Origin of the sequence: Lysobacter sp. M15 (genome assembly GCF_022662515.1) — a bacterium.
Lineage (GTDB): Bacteria > Pseudomonadota > Gammaproteobacteria > Xanthomonadales > Xanthomonadaceae > JAKPBU01.
The window spans coordinates 490742-507867 of sequence record NZ_JAKPBV010000011.1 but is presented as its reverse complement, the minus strand read 5'-3'; the positions used below and the strand labels follow the sequence as shown (position 1 = coordinate 507867).

12 protein-coding genes and 2 riboswitches are annotated in these 17126 nt (G+C 68.7%); of the genes, 5 read left to right on the top strand and 7 right to left on the bottom strand.

Annotated features, from left to right (window positions below; translation table 11 throughout):
• Positions 1–22: 22 nt before the first annotated feature.
• From MC380_RS10965 to MC380_RS10955, 3 genes are read right to left on the bottom strand one after another with little or no spacing between them, the layout of a single operon-like run.
• Positions 23–388, bottom strand: a complete 366-nt coding sequence (locus MC380_RS10965) for a hypothetical protein (RefSeq protein ID WP_242164714.1) — start codon at positions 386–388, stop codon at positions 23–25.
• 26 nt (positions 389–414) lie between these two features.
• Positions 415–1185: a LytTR family DNA-binding domain-containing protein gene (locus tag MC380_RS10960; RefSeq protein WP_242103230.1), complete on the bottom strand. Its 771-nt coding sequence runs from the start codon at positions 1183–1185 to the stop codon at positions 415–417.
• Positions 1178–2437, bottom strand: a complete 1260-nt coding sequence (locus MC380_RS10955; RefSeq protein WP_242103231.1) for a histidine kinase — start codon at positions 2435–2437, stop codon at positions 1178–1180. Before MC380_RS10955 ends, MC380_RS10960 begins: the two co-directional genes overlap by 8 nt.
• Before the next feature lie 344 nt (positions 2438–2781).
• Here MC380_RS10955 and lexA point away from each other — a divergent pair, with 344 nt between their 5' ends.
• From lexA to MC380_RS10930, 5 genes are read left to right on the top strand one after another with little or no spacing between them, the layout of a single operon-like run.
• Positions 2782–3426 carry a transcriptional repressor LexA gene (gene lexA / locus MC380_RS10950; protein WP_242103232.1) on the top strand — a complete coding sequence of 215 codons (645 nt, stop codon included), beginning with the start codon at positions 2782–2784 and terminating at the stop codon, positions 3424–3426.
• On the top strand, positions 3426–4085 hold the full coding sequence (imuA, locus tag MC380_RS10945; protein ID WP_242164712.1) for a translesion DNA synthesis-associated protein ImuA: 660 nt from the start codon (positions 3426–3428) through the stop codon (positions 4083–4085). The genes lexA and imuA overlap by 1 nt, the downstream gene beginning before the upstream one ends.
• Positions 4086–4094: 9 nt before the next feature.
• On the top strand, positions 4095–5513 hold the full coding sequence (locus tag MC380_RS10940) for a DNA polymerase Y family protein (protein WP_242164710.1): 1419 nt from the start codon (positions 4095–4097) through the stop codon (positions 5511–5513).
• Between the two features lie 10 nt (positions 5514–5523).
• Entirely contained in the window at positions 5524–8856 is a 3333-nt protein-coding gene (locus MC380_RS10935; protein WP_242164708.1) for an error-prone DNA polymerase, read from the top strand.
• 32 nt (positions 8857–8888) lie between these two features.
• Positions 8889–9542 (top strand): alpha-ketoglutarate-dependent dioxygenase AlkB, encoded by a 654-nt coding sequence (locus MC380_RS10930; protein ID WP_242103236.1) that lies wholly within the window; start codon positions 8889–8891, stop codon positions 9540–9542.
• Positions 9543–9645: 103 nt separating this feature from the next.
• On the opposite strand, the gene MC380_RS10925 is transcribed toward MC380_RS10930, so the two are convergent.
• The 4 genes from MC380_RS10925 to gcvP form a co-directional block, all read right to left on the bottom strand.
• Entirely contained in the window at positions 9646–10491 is an 846-nt protein-coding gene (locus MC380_RS10925; RefSeq protein ID WP_242164706.1) for an AraC family transcriptional regulator, read from the bottom strand.
• 151 nt (positions 10492–10642) lie between these two features.
• On the bottom strand, positions 10643–12136 hold the full coding sequence (locus MC380_RS10920) for an alpha-amylase family glycosyl hydrolase (RefSeq protein WP_242164704.1): 1494 nt from the start codon (positions 12134–12136) through the stop codon (positions 10643–10645).
• A gap of 158 nt (positions 12137–12294) precedes the next feature.
• Complete coding sequence (locus tag MC380_RS10915) at positions 12295–13146, bottom strand: phytanoyl-CoA dioxygenase family protein (protein ID WP_242103241.1); 852 nt, start codon at positions 13144–13146, stop codon at positions 12295–12297.
• Positions 13147–13786: 640 nt separating this feature from the next.
• Positions 13787–16705, bottom strand: a complete 2919-nt coding sequence (gene gcvP, locus MC380_RS10910) for an aminomethyl-transferring glycine dehydrogenase (protein WP_242164689.1) — start codon at positions 16703–16705, stop codon at positions 13787–13789.
• 45 nt (positions 16706–16750) lie between these two features.
• Positions 16751–16879, bottom strand: a riboswitch (glycine riboswitch).
• A 29-nt stretch (positions 16880–16908) separates the two neighbouring features.
• Positions 16909–16998, bottom strand: a riboswitch (glycine riboswitch).
• Positions 16999–17126: the final 128 nt, after the last annotated feature.

Sequence of the window (17126 nt, the reverse complement as noted above, 5' to 3'; positions counted from 1 at the left end):
CCCGCAGAGACGATCGCTTCGCTCAACCCTTCTGCAGCGTGCAGTCGGGCCGCATCTGTCCGGGCCGATGGCTCACGCACAGCTTGAAGTCGGACAGGCCGCTCAGCACGCGGGTCGAATCGACCGCCATGCTGAACTGGTCCAGCGCATGGCCGCTGCAGCGCGTGCTGCCGGAAGAGGAAGTGCAGCCGGCCGGAAACAGTGTGTAGTGGCAGCGCCGGGTGGCGCTGTGCAGGCATTCGAACCGGGCGATGCCGCCGTCGATCCGCACCCGGCTGTCGATGATCCATTCGCCATCGGACTTGCTGCGCACGACGATGGTGGTACCGCCGGTATCGCAGCCGGCCAGGGCGGCGACAAGTGGCAAGGCAAGGATGAGGATACGCACGGCGACCTCCGCAGGGGAACGAAAAATCACATATGCCGGAACAGAGCCATGAACGGCTGGCTGACCGCGAGCGTTTCCGGTCGCCCCCTGAGCCGCACGATGCCGCGACCGCCGTCGTCGCGCACGATCGAGGCGATGGCCTTGAGGTTGACGATGGTGGAACGGTGGATCTGCCGGAAGTGCGCGCCGTCGAGCGCTGCCAGCAGGTCCTTGATCGGCGTGCGCAGCAGCGCTTCGCCTTCGGCGGTGACCACGGTGGTGTACTTGTCCGCGGCGCGAAAGTAGATGACGTCGTCGATGCCGATGAGCCGGGTCTCGCGACCGGCGCTGGCGGTGATCCAGGTCAGCGGTTCGCGCGCGGCATCGCGCGGTAGCGCGGCCCCGAGCTTGCGCAGCAGCTCGGCCAGCGCGCCGGCATCGTGCATCGGCGCTCCGGCGCGCGACTGCAGGCGTTGCACGGTGGCGGCCAGGCGCTCGGCGGCGATCGGCTTGAGCAGATAGTCGACCGCACCGCGCTCGAATGCATCGATGGCGTACTGGTCGTAGGCGGTGGTGAATACGATGCGGGTGTCCGGACTGGCTTCGGTCGCGGCGGCGGCCACTTCCAGTCCGGTCAGGCCGGGCATGCGGATGTCGAGGAAGGCCACGTCCGGCGTGTGTTCGGCGATCGCTTCCAGCGCACTGGCGCCGTCCTCGCACTCGGCCACGATCTGCAGCTCCGGCCAGGCCTGCGCCAGCGCGTCGCGCAGCGCCGCACGCAGCAGGGCTTCGTCTTCGGCGATGACGGCGCTAGCCATGCCGCGCCTCCCGCACCGTTTCGCTGGCCGCGGGCACCGAAATCGTCGCCGCCACTCCGGCTGGGAAGTTGGCCACCACCGCCAGGGACGCCGCGCCGTCATACAGCAGTTGCAGACGTTCGCGCACGTTCTTCAGGCCGATGCCGGTGCCGCCGGTCTTGGCGCTGAAGCCGTCACCGTCGTCGGCTACGGTGATCGAAACGATGTCGTCGCTGCGACGCGCGCGGATCCAGACCGTGCCGCCGGCGGTCTTCGGTTCCAGGCCATGCTTGATCGCATTCTCCACCAGCGTCTGCAGCATCATCGGCGGCAGCGGCGTGTGGCGCAGCGCGTCGGGCACGTCGACCTGCAGGGTGAGACGCGGGCCCATGCGGATCTTCAGGATCTCCAGGTACGCAAGCGCGCGTTCGAGTTCCTCGCCCAGCGTGGACTGCGCGTCATCTGTGCGCGGCAGCGAATGGCGCAGATACTGGATGAGATGGCCGAGCATGGATTCCGCGCGCTCGGGATCGCTGCGGGTGAGCAGCTTCGCGCTGGCCAGGGTGTTGTAGAGGAAGTGCGGCTCGACCTGCGCATGCAGCAGGCTCAACTTGGCCACCGTGAGCTCCTTCTCCGTCGCGGTCTGCGCAGCGGCGGCCTGTTCGCCGCGACGGCGCTCGGCGATGCGGCGGGTGATGGCGCGGGTGATCGCCTCGGCGTTCTCGTAGTTGGTGCCGTCGTCGACCCGGAACAGATCGCTCCAGGCCGGGCTTTCGGGTTCGCAGATGACGGTGACGCTGCCGCTGTCGCCGGCCGGCGCGACCGTGGCCAGCACCTGGTTGCGCGGAATGCCGAACCACACCAGCGGATTCCACCGGCCCAGCGGATATTCGCCGTAGGTCTGCGGACGGCGCACCTTGGCCTTCACCTGCAGGCTGTCGCGCGCGCTTTCGATCTGTTCCACGCCGGGCAGTTCGCGGATCGCTGCATCCACCAGGTCGAAGGCTTCGCCGGCCTCGAATGGGATCTCGACCTGGCGCCGCTGGCGGTTGGCCAGCGTGGTGCGGTCGATGCGGTCGGCGATCAGCCGCACCCGGCCGATGTGCGAGAGCGCGCCGGTGATCACCAACCCCATCGTGACGAAGCCGAACAGTACGGCCGGCAGTTCCCAGTTGCCGATCCAGGGCAGGCCCGACCACAGCAGTGCCGCGAGCAGGACGACGCCGGCCCAGGCGGCGACCAGGCGGAGCACGAACCAGAAGCTGCGGATCACGGCGGTTCCCTGAGGCTGGATGCGGCGAAGCATAGGGCCGCCAGGATGGCGCCGGGCCGGCCCTGCGACGAAAGCCGGCGGCGGCGCGACGGAACCGCCCGTAGGCGGAGCAGCCGTTTCAGCCAGCGTAGCCGGCCGCCGCTTCGTGCACCGCCGGCAGGACCGGGCCCTGGATCCGCGCGCGGCCACGCAGCGAATTCGGCTTCGGACAGGATGCCTTCGGAGGGCAAACTTTCCGGTAAGCGGCTGATCCATAACCGGTCTTGATCGGTGAGACGGGTCGGGCGCGGAATCGGCCCGGAAATGTCTTGCCTTTGCCTGGAAAGGTAAATAGATTTTTACCCATGAGCGACGACCTCACCGACCGCCAGCGCGCGGTTTTCGACTTCATCCAGGCCCATGCCGCGGCCGAGGGCCTGCCGCCGACCCTGCAGCAGATCGCTGATGCCTTCGGCTTCGCCCAGGCCTGCGCCGCGCACAAGCACGTGAAGCGGCTCGAGCAGGCCGGCTACCTGAGCGTGCGGCCGAACCAGGCGCATGGCATCCGGCTGACCGGGTTTCAGCACGACGCACCGCGGCATCGCGGACGGATGCCGCGGTACGACGACCGCATGCAGCTTCCGGTCCTGGGCCAGGTGGCCGCCGGCGCGCCGATCGGCGCGGACATCGGCAGCGACCGCCATGTGCTGCTGGACCGTGCGCTGTTTTCGGTCACGCCCGATTACCTGTTGAAGGTGAAGGGCGATTCGATGCGCGACGACGGCATCTTCGACGGGGACCTGGTGGCGGTGAAGCGCACCAATGAAGCGCGCAGCGGCCAGGTGGTGGTGGCGCGGATCGACGGCGAGATCACCATCAAGCGGTTCGAGCAAACGAAGACCCGCATCCGCCTGCTGCCGCGCAATCCCGACTATGCGCCGATCGAGGTGCCGCCAGGTAGCGATTTCGCGATCGAGGGCCTGTACTGCGGGCTGGTCAGGGCGGAGTGATGGGCGTCGTCGCGACCACGCTGGATTCCATGCTGGCTGCGCGCACGCTCTGGCATGCCGGGCGCATGGCCGCAGTCGCTGTGGACGCCGAGCCGACCGGACACGACGCGCTCGATGCGCTGCTGCCGCAATGCGGCTGGCCGCGCGGCGCGCTGACCGAACTGCTGCTGCCCGCCGACGGCGTGGGCGAACTGTCGCTGCTGCTGCCGGCGCTGGCACGGCTGACCCGGGCAGGCGGCACGGTGGCGGTGGTGGCACCGCCGTACCTGCCGTATGCGCCGGCCTGGCAGGCGGCGGGCGTGGATCTGGCGCGGCTGGAGATGGTCGAGGCATCGCCGCGCGATGCGCTGTGGGCATTCGAACAATGCCTGCGCAGCGGCGCCTGCGCGGCGGTGCTGGGATGGCCGGCGCAGGCCGACGCGCAGGCGCTGCGCCGCCTGCAAGTGGCGGCCGACAGCGGCGACTGCCTGGGCTTCGCGCTGCGCGATCGCAGGCATGCAGCCAATCCGTCGCCGGCCGCGTTGCGGCTCGAAGCGGTCGGCGACGGGTATGGCGGCATGGCCTGGTACGTGCGCAAATGCCGCGGCGCCGCGGTGCCGGCGCGCGCATTCTCCATGGGCGCGCAGGCCACGGGTATGTCCACCGCGGGTGCGGGTTGAGGCGCGCGCATGCTCTGGGCCTGCGTACTGCTGCCGCAACTGGCGCTGGATGCCGTCCTCCGGCGCCGGCCTGATCCCGACGCGCCACTGGCGCTGGTCGGCGGGCCGGCGCAGCTGCGCACGCTACATGCCGTCAATACCGCCGCTGCTGGCGCCGGCCTGCGTGCCGGCATGCGCCTGACCGCGGCGCATGCGCTGCTGCCCGAGGTGGCGCTGGTCGAACACGACCGCCAAGCCGATACGCGCTGGCAGCGTTTCCTGGCGGCGTGGGCGTACCGGCACAGCTCGCTGGTCAGCGCGCAGTGGCCCGGCTGCATCGTGCTGGAAGTACGCGCGAGCTTCCGGCTGCTGGGGCCATGGCCGCGGATCGAGGCGCGGCTGCGCGAGGAACTCGATGCGCTCGGCTTCTGCCATCGCATCGCGCTGGCGCCGACGCCGCGCGCCGCGCAAGTGTTCGCCGGGTTGCGCGACGGGCTGGCCTTGCCGCACCCCGGCGCGATGGCCGACACGCTCGACCGCGTACCGGTGCGCCGCGCGCAGCTGCCCGGCGACAGCGGCGAACGCCTGCAGCGCATGGGCATCCGCGATCTGCGCACGCTGCGCGCGCTGCCGCGCGATGCCGTGCGCCGCCGCTTCGGCCTGCCGCTGCTGGAGCACATGGACCGGCTCTACGGCGAGGCCGACGACCCGCTGGCGTTCTATGCGCCGCCCGACCATTTCGACGCGCGGGTGGAACTGGGCTACGAGGTGGAAAGCCATACCGCGCTGCTGTTCCCGCTGCGGCGGCTGGTCGGCGACCTGTGCACCTATCTGTCGGTGCGCGACGGCGGCATCCAGCGCTTCGTGCTGCGGCTGGAGCACGAGGAAGGCCATGCCGACGTGGAGGTCGGCCTGCTGGCGCCCGAACGTGAACCGGCGATGCTGTTCGAACTGGCCCGCAGCCGGCTCGAGCGGGTGGCCCTGGCGAAACCCGTGGTCGGCATGCGCCTGCTGGCGCGCGAGCTGCCGCCGTTCGTGCCGGCGTCGCGCGATCTATTCGAGGTGCGCGCGCAGCAGCAGCTGCCGTGGCCGCAGCTGCGCGAGCGCCTGCGCGCACGGCTCGGCGACGATGCGGTCTATCGCATCGCGCCAGCGGGCGACCCGCGCCCCGAACGCGCATGGCGGCGGATAGAGGGCGACGGCGCGCGCATCGACGCAGCACCGCCGCGTCCTCCGCGACCCCTGTGGCTGCTGCCGCGCCCGCTGCCGCTGCGCGGTGCGCGCCTGCGCATCGTGTCCGGGCCGGAGCGCCTGGAAAGCGGTTGGTGGGATGGCGAGGACGCGCGTCGCGACTATTACGTGCTGGAAACGACGCAGGGCCAGCGCGCCTGGGCGTTCGCCCCACCAGGCGAGCAGGGTGGTTGGATGCTGCACGGGTGGTTCGCATGAGTGCGCTGCCATGAGCTGGGACGATGCAGTCGACGGTGTGGATCGCGACACGCCCGGCGGTCGTCCGCCCCGCGCATGGGAGGTCGCGCAGCGCCTCGGTGCGCGCGCCGCCAACGACGACGGTCCATGGGAAGACCATCTGCCGACCTATGCCGAACTGCACTGCCTGTCGGACTTCTCGTTCCTGCGCGGTGCGGCCAGCGCGGAAGAACTGTTCGCGCGCGCGCAGCGGTGCGGTTACCAGGCGCTGGCGATCACCGACGAGTGCTCGCTAGCCGGCATCGTACGGGCGCTCGAGGCCTCCCGAGCGACTGACCTGAAACTAGTCGTCGGCAGCGAGTTCGTCATGGCCTGCGGGTTGAAGTGCGTGCTGCTGGTGGAAACCGGGGCTGGCTACACTCGGCTGTGCGAGTTGATCACCATTGCGCGCCGCGCCCTGCCGAAGAAGGGGACATATCGCCTGGCGCGCGAGGATGTCGAGCGCGTGCTGGGCGGGGTGTCGGAGCAGGACCTGGGGCTGTTCGCATTGTGGATTCCCGCGCGCGAGCCGGATCCGGCGCAGGGACACTGGCTGCAGGCGCTGTTCGGCGAGCGCGCCTTCCTGGCGGCGGAACTGCATCGCGAGCAGGACGATGCCGCGCGCCTCGCGCAGTTGCTGGCGCTGGCGCGCGGATTGCGGATGGAGCCGGTCGCCGCCGGCGACGTGCACATGGACGTACGCCGCCGCCGCGCGCTACAGGACACGATGACCGCGATTCGGCACAACACGCCGTTGGCCGACTGCGGCGAGCACCTGTTCCGAAACGGCGAGCGCCATCTGCGCACGCGGCGCGCGCTCGGCAACATCTACCCGCGCCGATTGCTGGAAGCCGCGGCGCTGCTGGCGCAGCGCTGCACATTCGACCTCAAGCGCGATCTGGACTATCGCTATCCGCTGGAACTTGTCCCCGACGATCACACGACGACCAGCTGGCTTCGGGCGCTGACCGAACGCGGCATGCGCGAGCGCTGGCCGGAAGGCGTACCGGCGGACGTGTCCAGGCAGATCGATGAAGAGCTCGAGCTGATCGCCCATCTCAAGTACGAGGCCTTCTTTCTGACCGTGCAGGACATCGTCCGTTTTGCGAAGGAAAACCGAATCCTGTGCCAGGGGCGCGGCTCATCCGCGAATTCCGCGGTGTGCTTCGCGCTCGGGATCACCGTGGTCAATCCCGCCGAAAGCCGGTTGCTCATGGCGCGATTCCTGTCCAAGGAGCGCAACGAGCCGCCGGACATCGATGTCGACTTCGAGCACGAGCGTCGGGAAGAAGTTCTGCAGTACGTCTACAACAAGTACGGGCGCGAGCGCGCGGCACTGGCCGCTACCGTGATCCGCTACCGCGGCAAGAGTGCGGTGCGCGACGTGGCCAAGGCCTTCGGCTTGCCGCCCGACCAAGTGACGCTGCTGGCCGGCTGCTACGGCTGGGGCAACGGCGCGACATCGATGGAACAACGCCTGGCGGAGGCCGGCTTCGATCCTGCGAATCCACTGATCGCCCGCGTGCTCGCGATTACCGGGCAGCTGCGCGACCACCCGCGCCACCTGTCGCAGCACGTCGGCGGCTTCGTCATTTCCGATGCGCCGCTATCCACCGTGGTTCCGGTGGAGAACGCGGCGATGCCGGACCGCACCATCATCCAGTGGGACAAGGACGACCTGGAAACGATGCAACTGCTCAAGGTTGATTGCCTTGCGCTGGGCATGCTGACCTGCATCCGCAAGGCGGTCGCGCTGGTGGAACGGCATCGCGGCTACCCGATCGACCTTGCACGGCTGCCGCCAGGCGACGAGGCGACCTACGCCATGATCCAGGCCGCCGACACGGTGGGCGTGTTCCAGATCGAATCGCGCGCGCAGATGAGCATGTTGCCGCGCCTGAAGCCCAAGGACTTCTACGACCTCGTCGTGGAAGTGGCGATCGTCCGCCCCGGTCCGATCCAGGGCGGCATGGTGCATCCCTATCTGCGCCGGCGGCAGGGCAAGGATCCGGTGGTGTATCCGTCGGAGGGCATCGAGGCGATCCTGAAGAACACCCTCGGCATCCCGCTGTTCCAGGAGCAGGTGATGGAACTGGTGATCCATGCCGGCTACACGCCGGAGGAAGCCGATGGCCTGCGCCGGTCGATGGCGGCCTGGGGGCGCGGCGGGGACATGACGCCGCATCGCGAGAAGATCCGCGCGTTGATGGAAGACAAGGGCTATTCCTCTGAGTTCATCAACCAGATCTTCGAACAGATCAAGGGGTTCGGTTCCTACGGCTTCCCGCAGAGCCATGCGGCCTCGTTCGCCAAGCTGGTGTACATCAGCTGCTGGCTCAAGCGCCACGAACCGGCCGCATTCGCCTGCGCGCTGCTCAACTCGCAGCCGATGGGCTTCTATTCGCCCAGCCAGATCGTGCAGGACGCGCGACGCGGCAGGGGCGGGCGCGTCGGCATCGATTTCCTGCCGGTGGATGTGATGCACAGCGGCTGGAACCACGCGCTGGCCGACGCGATGCCCTGTAGGAGCGACGTCAGTCGCGAGCTTAGCCTGGAGATCAATAGTTCGCGACTGACCGGAGGCGACAAGTCGTCTCCACTCCTGCAACACACCCCACAGCCGGCCATTCGCCTGGGCCTGCGCGAAGTGCGCGGCCTGGCGGAAGAAGTGGCCAACGCCATCGTCGCCGCGCGCACACAGCGGCCGTTCCGCGACATCGCCGACCTGTGCCTGCGCGCGAACCTGGACGAGAAGGCGCGCACTGCGCTGGCCGAAGCCGGCGCGCTGCAGTCGCTCGCCGGCAACCGCAACGTCGCGCGCTGGCAGGTTGCGGGGATCGAGCGGCGCGCGCCGCTGCAGCGGCTGGGCAGTCCTGAAGAGCTCGCTGTCGACCTGCGTGCGCCGCGCCTGGCCGAGGAGATCAAGGCCGATTACCACTCGCTCGGCCTGACCCTGGCGCCGCATCCGCTGTCGCTGCTGCGCGAGCAGCTGCGGGCGCGGCGCATGCTCGGTTCGCAGGAACTGCACGAACGCCGCCACGGAAGCCAGGTGCAGGCCGCCGGCCTGGTCACCGGCCGCCAGCGGCCCGCGACCGCCAGCGGCACCATCTTCGTTACCCTCGAGGACGAGCACGGCATGGTCAACGTGATCGTCTGGCAGAAACTCGCCGCGCGCCGGCGCAAGGTGCTGCTGAGTGCGCAGCTGCTCGGCGTACGCGGCCGCTGGGAGCGCGTCGATGGCGTCGAACACCTGATCGCCAGTGACCTGCAGGACCTCTCGCCGATGCTGGGCGGGCTGCGCACCGGCTCGCGGGATTTCCACTGATGGCCGCATCGTCGCCGGCAGTCCGGATGGCAATGGCTGCGCCGACGCGCCCGGGCCTGCGCGATTTCGTGGCAGGGCCGGATCTGTTCGCTGCGCCCGCATCGCCGCTGGTGCTCATCGACGATGCGCAGGGCGGTTTCCGCTACTGGCCCGGGTTCGTGGATCCGGACACCGCGCAGGCCTGGTTCGAGGCCCTGCGCGATGGCGTGGCCTGGGAATCGCTGCAGCGTCCCATGTACGACCGCGTGGTCGACGTGCCGCGGTTGCTGGCGACATTCCGGATTGCGGAAATTCCCGATCGGCTGCCGCTGCGGACCATGCTCGACCGCGTGCGCGCGCTGGCGCCCGCGCCCTACAACGCCGTGGGCCTGAACCTGTACCGCGACGGCCGCGACAGCGTGGCCATGCACAACGACAAGCTGCATTCGCTCAGCGCCGGTCATCCGATCGCCCTGGTATCGCTGGGCGCGCCGCGACGCATGCTGATCCGGGCGAAGGCCGGCGCGCGCGAAACCGTTGCGGTCGAGTTGGCGCCGGGCAGCCTGCTGCGCATGAGCCATGCCGCGCAGTTCACCCACGAACACGGTATCCCCAAGACCAAGCGCGCCGTCGGGCCACGCATGAGCGTGGTGTTCCGCGTCCGACCGGACGCCGCGTCGCCCTACGGCGGGATGCGCCCGGGCTAGGGCGCGTCATGCGCTTCGATCGTCGTTCCGCGTTGGGCGAGGTGGTTTCAAAAGACTGGTCATCTCGCATCGATGGACGGGGGTTCCCGATCGCCGCGATGCCTCAGCGCGTGCCGGCGCGCCGGTAGGCGTTCGGCGATATCCCGAACCTGCGCTGGAACAGTTCGCCGAAATGCGAGGGCGTGGAAAAACCGAGCGCGATCGCGATCGAGGCCGCGCTGCGATCGCTTTCCAGCAGCATCTGGCTGGCCAGGTGCAGGCGGTGGGTGCGCACGTATTCGCTCCAGGCCATGCCGAGCTGCTGGTGGAAGCGGCGGCTGAAATACGCCGGCGACAGCGCGCACAGGGCGGCGGCTTCGTCGGCAGACGGCGCGTGCGCAGGGTCGTGGCGCAGGCGTTCCAGTGCCGGGCGCAGTCGCTGCAGCGCATCGGATTGCGCGTCTTCGCGCCGCCCCTCGATGCGGGGCGCGCTGGCGACTGCCTGCAGCAGCAGCGTCGCCAGCGAGGCGGCCAGCGCATCGTTGTCGGCCGCCTCCACGAGCCAGTCGCCCAGCATCGCGATTCGGCCGGCGAGGGCGGCTTCGGGCCGTGCGCAGAACACGCCGCGCAGCGGCTCGCCTGCGGGCGCATCGGCGAGCGCCGCCACCGTGCCGGCGTCGATCTGGACCAGGGTCCAGTCGCGCGGCCCGCCCTCGAGCGCGAAATCGTGCTGGCGCAGCGAGGGCACGAACACTACGCAGCCATCGGTCAGCGCATAGCGCATGCCATCGGCGACCAGCTGGCCGCGGACGCGGCCGAACAGCACCAATTCGGATACGTCGTGGTAGTGCGGGAACGGCGCGCTAGGCGCAGCACTGCCGCCTTCCACAATGCGCCGGACGCGCAGTCGTGCGCCAGGACGCAGTTGCACCGGCTCGCAGATCGGGCGGTCGAGATGAGGCACGGGCATGGCGTCATTGTAGGAGCGTCAAAGTGGGAGCGGCCTCGTGGGAGCGGCCTCGGCCGCGATGGCTCTCGCCGATTCACGTGTCGCGCGAGCAGCAATCGCGGCTCACGCCGCTCCCCACCGAATGCGATGGGGCGTGGGGACGCAGGCCGACCTACGGCGTGCCCAGAATGCGCACGGCCATCGGCGGCAGCGACAGCGCCGCAGGATCGACGGGGTTGCCCTTGCCGGTATCGTCCAGCAGATCCACCCACGCAACGCCGGCAGAGGCGTCCTCCAGCGCGGGCGTTGCCGGCCTGGCGCCGAGGTTGGCGACCAGCAGGCTGCGTTGCCCGCCGCCTTCGCGCAGCACGCACAGCACCTGGCTGTCGTTTTCGCACAGGATCCGCTGGTCTCCGCGGCGCAGTTCCGGACGTGCCTGCCGCAGTGCGAGCAAACGGCGATACCAGTTGAGCAGGGACACCGGCTCGGCATCCTGTTCCTGCACGGAAACCCCGTCGCCGCTGCGGTTGTAGCGCTGCTGCCACCAGGGCTTGTCGCCGCGGTACCAAGTGGCCGATCCGGGCGCCTCCAGATCGGCTCGCCAGCGCATCGCCTCGCGCAGCGGGATGTGGTTGGCGTCGGTCATGCCGGCCTTGCCGGTGACGCCGCGCATGCCCAATTCCTGGCCGTAGTAGAGCAGCGGTTCGCCGCGTACCAGCAGCATGATCGCCGCTGCGACGCGCGCTTTCGCCGCATCGCCATCGAGCAGCGACATGAGGCGGTCGGTGTCGTGGTTCTCCAGGAACACGATCTGGCTCTTGCCGGCCGGCGTGATTCTTTCGGTCTCGCGCAGCGCCTTGACGATCTCCGCCTTGTCGAGCTTGCCGATGGCGCCGCGCAGCGGGAAGGCGAACACCAGGTCGGCATGGCCGCGCGTCAGCCAGTCCGCGCCATAGCCCCAGTCGTACTGCTCGGCCATGATCCGGAAGTCGGGGCGGCGCTGACGCAGGGCGTCGAAGATCGGCTTCCAGAACGTGTCAAACAGCCGCGTGGCCACGCCCTTGTTGTCGAGGTCGTCCATCATGTGGTCGATGCGGAAGCCATCGGCACCGTCGCGGCCGCTGCCGTCGCCGTGCGGATCGGCCCACTGCAGCAGCACGCGCTGGAAGTAATCGCGTACCTTGGCATCGTTGAGGTTGACCATGGCGATGCCGATGTGGCGGCCGTCGTAGCCCTCCCACCGCGCCTGGTTGAGGAACGGTTCGGCTTCGGTATGCGTCGGGTCGCGCCAGATCAGGAAGTCGGCGAACGGCGCGCCTGGCTTGTCCAGCGATTGAGCCCACCATGGATGCCCTTCGCCGACGTACTGGATCTCCATGTCCAGGTAAACCTTGAGCCCGCATGCATGCGCCGCGCGGAGCAGGGCGCGGTAATCCTGCATCGTGCCGTAGGCGGGCTCGATGCTTTCGAAATCGGTGGCGAAATAATTGTGGTAGTAGGGCGATGGCTGCAGTGGCGTGAGCAGGATCGAGGTGATGCCGAGGTCTTTCAGATAATCGAGTTTCTCCGTCAGTCCTTTCAGGTCGCCGATGCGATCGCCGTCGGAATCGCGGAAGCTGCGGAAGAACACGTGATAGAAGACTTCCTCGCCGGCCTTCGCCCGCATGCGCAACGTGGCACCCGTAGGAGCGGCATCCGTGGGAGCGGCTTCAGCCGCGATTGCCTTCGTTGGCGTTTGCGGCTGGCCCGCAAGAGCATTCGCGGCTGAAGCCGCTCCCACGAGAGCGAGAACGGCGGCCAACGCGGCCAGGCAATGACGGGCGTTCATGCGTGCGTCGCTTCCAGTTCCATGCGCGGTACCGAATCGCCGCGCGACTCATATAGAACCGGGTTCAACGGCGTATCGATGATTTCGCCGATGACGGCACCGGGACACCAGGTGTCCCAGTCCGCCTGTTGCATATGGTTCTCGGGCGCCTTGAGCCGCATGTCGCGGTCCATGTAGATCACCGTCATCACCGAGCGCGGCGTGGTGGAACGATTGGGTCCCGCGCGGTGGAAGGTCCAGCCCAGGTGGAAGCTGACCTCGCCCAGGTCGAACGGCGCTTCGACCACCGGGAAGCCGCGCGTTTCCATCGCCGCGGTGATCTCGCGTTCGCTCTCGTCGGAGATCCCCAGGTCGCGGCCGAATTCCTCGGCCTGGCTGCCGGCGAAGAATGCCAGCGGGCCCATGTCCTGCGGCACCGCCTGCAGCGGCACCCAGGCGGTGACGCAGCGATCGCTGGCCAGCGGCCAGTAGTACTGGTCGGCATGCGCGGGGGTGAAACCGCCGCCGGGTTCCTTGTACAGCGACTGGTCGTGGTACAGGCGCACGCCGTCCACCTCCAGCAGCGCGGCTGCGATGCCGGCCAATCGTTTTCCGAACACGAACTCGCGTGCCGGGCCGCCCTGGCGCCAGAGGTTCATCACCTGCAGGAAGGCGCGGTCGTAGGTGCTGCGTTCTTCCAGCGGCCTGGTCTGGGTATTGCGCGCGATCGTGAGTTGGGTGATCTCCCGGCCGTAATGCTGCAGGGTTTGTGCATCGAACACGTCCCTGAGGCGGATGAAGCCGTCGCGGCGGAAGCGTTCGATCTGGGCGTCGTCGAGCGGGTAGGGGGTGTCGAGGTCGATGGGCATTACGATCGGCGACCGTTCGGTAATCCTTGATCGTATGGTCCTTGTGGCCACGCTGCATCCGCGGCGCTTGTCCGATCAGGGGCGATAACTGTCGGATTCATGATCGCGCCCCGGACAGACCTCGCGCTGGCTGCGCACTACTTGCACCGCTGCTGGGCCCGGGGGACTCGGGAGCGCCCGGCGACAAGGGCGCCCTTCGACTCCGGCGCCATGCGCCTACGCTCAGGGCGAACGGTTTCTTTTCCTGGAGCCAGCTTGAGCTGGAAGGTCCGGGGCTTTCCCAAGTCGCCCGCCGTCCCCGAGCCGTTAGTCCTGAGCGTAGCGCCGCAGGCGCGAAGTCGAAGGGCGGCTTCGATACCCGGCGCACGACAAGGCGCGGGCACGCTGGCACCGTAGTGCAGGTCCAGGTCCGCCTTCCGCGGTTGCGCATCAAACATGCTGGTTTCCCGCCCCGCCGCCGTGGATGGCCCGCCAACCCCGTCGACGGCATCGAGGGGTCGCCAACGCCATCGCGGCCAATAAGAAAGCCGCCCGGAGGCGGCTTTCGTCGAACATCCGGTGGCCGTCAGGCGGCGGCGGGTTCGGGCTGCTGGCGGCGCCCGCGCGAGCAGCGCGAACCCAGCTCGCGGCACAGAATCGATCAGACCACGTTCGGCTCGCTGAAGGCCTCGATCTCGCCCTTGAACGCTTCCACCGGCACGCAGCTGCAGAACACGTTCTTGTCACCGTAGACGTTGTCCACGCGCGCCACCGGCGGCCAGTACTTCTGCTGCTTCAACACCGGCAGCGGGAAGGCGGCGAGCTCGCGCGGATAGGCGTGGGTCCATTCGCTGGCCGCGACCTGGGTGGCGGTGTGCGGGGCGTGCTTGAGCGGGTTGTCTTCGCGATCCAGGCGCCCGTCCTCGATCGCGCGGATTTCGTCGCGGATCTGGATCATGGCGTCGCAGAAACGGTCCAGTTCGTGCAACGACTCGCTCTCCGTCGGCTCGACCATCAGCGTGCCCGCCACGGGGAAGCTGAGCGTGGGCGCGTGGAATCCGAAATCGATCAGGCGCTTGGCGACGTCCTCTGCGGACACGCCGGTGGCGTCCTTTATCGGGCGCAGGTCAAGGATGCATTCGTGCGCCACCAGGCCGTTGCGGCCGGTATAGAGCGTCTCGTAGTGCGGCGCGAGCCGCATGGCGATGTAGTTGGCATTGAGCAGCGCCACCTGGGTTGCCTTGCGCAGTCCCTCGGCGCCCATCATCGCGATGTACATCCAGCTGATCGGCAGGATGCTCGCGCTGCCGTAGCTGGCCGCGCTGACCATGCCGCCGCCGCCGATGCCATCGGTTTCGAAGCCATCGTCCTGTGCGGCCCTGGGCAGGAACGGCGCGAGATGCGCCTTGACCGCGCACGGACCCACGCCCGGACCGCCGCCGCCATGCGGGATGCAGAAGGTCTTGTGCAGGTTGAGGTGCGAGACATCCGAGCCCCACTTGCCCGGCTTGGCCACGCCGACCAGTGCGTTCATGTTGGCGCCGTCGGTGTACACCTGGCCGCCGTGCTGGTGCACGATCTCGCAGATCTCGACCACGTCCTCCTCGAACACGCCGTGGGTGGAGGGGTAGGTCATCATGATCGCGGCGAGCCGGTCGGAATACTTTTCCGCTGCGCGGCGGATGTCCTCGACATCGACGTTGCCGTGGCTGTCGCACTTGGTCACCACCACGCTCATCCCGCACAGCTGCGCCGAAGCCGGGTTGGTGCCGTGCGCGGACTCGGGGATCAGGCAGATGTCGCGTTTGTGGCCGCCACGCGAGGCGTGGTACGCGCGGATCGCGAGCAGCCCGGCGTATTCGCCCTGCGCGCCGGAGTTGGGCTGCAGGCTGACGGCATCGTAGCCGGTGCATTCCACCAGCATCGCCTCAAGCCCCTCGATCAGCGCCTTGTAGCCCTGCGTCTGTTCCGCCGGCGCCAGCGGATGCAGGTTGCCGAATTCCGGCCACGTCACCGGGATCATCTCGGCGGTGGCGTTGAGCTTCATCGTGCAGCTGCCCAGCGGGATCATGGTGCGATCCATCGCCAGGTCCTTGTCGGCCAGCGCGCGCATGTAGCGCAGCAGTTCGTGTTCGCTGTGGTGGGTATTGAACACCGGGTGGGTGAGGTATTTCGAGCGGCGTCGCAGGCTGGCGGGCAGGGCGTCGCCGGCCTCGCGGTCGAGCGCATCGATGTCGCCGATGTCGGCGCCGAACACCTGCGCTAGCGCAGCCACGTCGGCGCGCGTGGTGGTTTCGTCCAGGCTGATGCCCACGCTGCCTGCGTCGATCGCGCGCAGGTTGATGCGCGCCTCGCGCGCCCTGGCATGCATGGCCGAGGCATCCACGCCGGTGACGTGCAGGGTGTCAAAGAATCCGTCGCCGACCGCGACCCCGGCCCTGCGCAGCGCGCCGGCAAGGATCGAGGCGAGGCGATGGGTACGCTGCGCGATCCGCACCAGCCCGTCGGGGCCGTGGTAGACCGCGTACATCGACGCCATCACCGCCAGCAGCACCTGTGCGGTGCAGATGTTCGACGTGGCCTTCTCGCGGCGGATGTGCTGCTCGCGGGTCTGCAGGGTCAGGCGGTAGGCCTTGTTGCCTTCGGCATCGACCGATACGCCGATCAGACGCCCCGGCATCGAGCGCTTGTAGGCATCGCGGCAGGCCATGAACGCCGCGTGCGGACCGCCGAAACCGAACGGCACGCCGAAGCGCTGGGTGTTGCCGACCACGATGTCCGCGCCCCATTCGCCCGGCGCGGCGATCAGGGTCAGTGCGAGCAGGTCGGTGGCCACGCACACCAGGCCGCTGCGCGCGTGCACCGCTTCGGCCAGGGCGGTGTAATCGTTGATGCGGCCGAAGGTGTCGGGGTATTGCAGCAGCACGCCGAAGGCGTCGAGGTCGCGCGCGTCCGCGTCGTCGCCGACATGCAGCGCGATCCCAAGCGGTTCGGCGCGCGTGCGCAGCACCGCCAGCGTCTGCGGATGCACGCCGCTGGACACGAAGAAGGTATTGGACTTCGACTTGGCCGAACGCCTGGCCAGGGTCATGGCTTCGGCGGCGGCGGTGGCCTCGTCCAGCAGCGAGGCATTGGCGATCTCCATGCCCGTCAGCTCGGCGCACATGGTCTGGAAGTTGATCAACGCTTCCATCCGGCCCTGCGAAATCTCGGCCTGATAGGGCGTGTACGCCGTGTACCAGGCCGGATTCTCCAGCACGTTGCGCAGGATGACGTTCGGGGTATGGGTGCCGTAATAGCCCTGGCCGATGAAGCTGCGGAACACCTGGTTCTGGTCGGCGATCCTGCGGATCTTCGCCAGCGCCTCGACTTCGGTCATCGCATCGGGCAGCGCCAGAGCGTCTTTGGAACGGATGCCGCCGGGGACGATGGCATCGGTCATCGCATCCAGCGAGTCGTGGCCGACCACCCGGAGCATGGAGGCGATCTCGTCGTCGTTCGGGCCGATATGGCGTTCGACGAAGGCCGAATGGTGCTCAAGGTCGCGGAGGGAAAGCGTGCTGGTCTGGTGGCTGGACATGGGGTCACCCGTTGCGCGGCGTATGCCGGGAGCGTGCTCGTGAAGCCGGGCCCCTCTGTCCTTTCGCCTGAGAGTTTGGAAGCACGGATGGGGAGGTGGCCCCGCGCTTCTTGCCCCTTCGGCGCCGGCCTCGCCGCGGATACGGCGGCAGCCGATCTCTCCAGAGTTGTCGGGCGGCTGCTACCGGTGGGTAACGACCATCCCTTGCGGCGGTGGTATCGGGCCTGAGCGATTCCGGGCGGTTGCGCCTTCGGCAGCGACGCGCATGCGGTCGCTTCTCCCACCAGCTACGGCGCGGATTATAGCCGGTAGCCGGCGGCGGCCCGACGCGATGCCACCAGGCGCCACTCGCGGCGGGTCGCTTGCCGCAGGCCGGGCCGGTGTGCGGCAGGGAAGCCGGTTTTGTTCCCGTGGTGGGTCG

What these genes read in the sequence shown, in the direction of transcription:
- MC380_RS10935 (WP_242164708.1), top strand. Translation starts at nt 5,524, where the DNA reads ATGAGCTGGGACGATGCAGTCGACGGTGTGGATCGCGACACGCCCGGC.
- MC380_RS10920 (WP_242164704.1), bottom strand. Translation starts at nt 12,136, where the DNA reads ATGCGGGCGAAGGCCGGCGAGGAAGTCTTCTATCACGTGTTCTTCCGC.
- MC380_RS10940 (WP_242164710.1), top strand. Translation starts at nt 4,095, where the DNA reads ATGCTCTGGGCCTGCGTACTGCTGCCGCAACTGGCGCTGGATGCCGTC.
- MC380_RS10930 (WP_242103236.1), top strand. Translation starts at nt 8,889, where the DNA reads ATGGCTGCGCCGACGCGCCCGGGCCTGCGCGATTTCGTGGCAGGGCCG.
- imuA (WP_242164712.1), top strand. Translation starts at nt 3,426, where the DNA reads ATGGGCGTCGTCGCGACCACGCTGGATTCCATGCTGGCTGCGCGCACG.
- MC380_RS10960 (WP_242103230.1), bottom strand. Translation starts at nt 1,185, where the DNA reads ATGGCTAGCGCCGTCATCGCCGAAGACGAAGCCCTGCTGCGTGCGGCG.
- MC380_RS10915 (WP_242103241.1), bottom strand. Translation starts at nt 13,146, where the DNA reads ATGCCCATCGACCTCGACACCCCCTACCCGCTCGACGACGCCCAGATC.
- gcvP (WP_242164689.1), bottom strand. Translation starts at nt 16,705, where the DNA reads ATGTCCAGCCACCAGACCAGCACGCTTTCCCTCCGCGACCTTGAGCAC.
- MC380_RS10925 (WP_242164706.1), bottom strand. Translation starts at nt 10,491, where the DNA reads ATGCCCGTGCCTCATCTCGACCGCCCGATCTGCGAGCCGGTGCAACTG.
- lexA (WP_242103232.1), top strand. Translation starts at nt 2,782, where the DNA reads ATGAGCGACGACCTCACCGACCGCCAGCGCGCGGTTTTCGACTTCATC.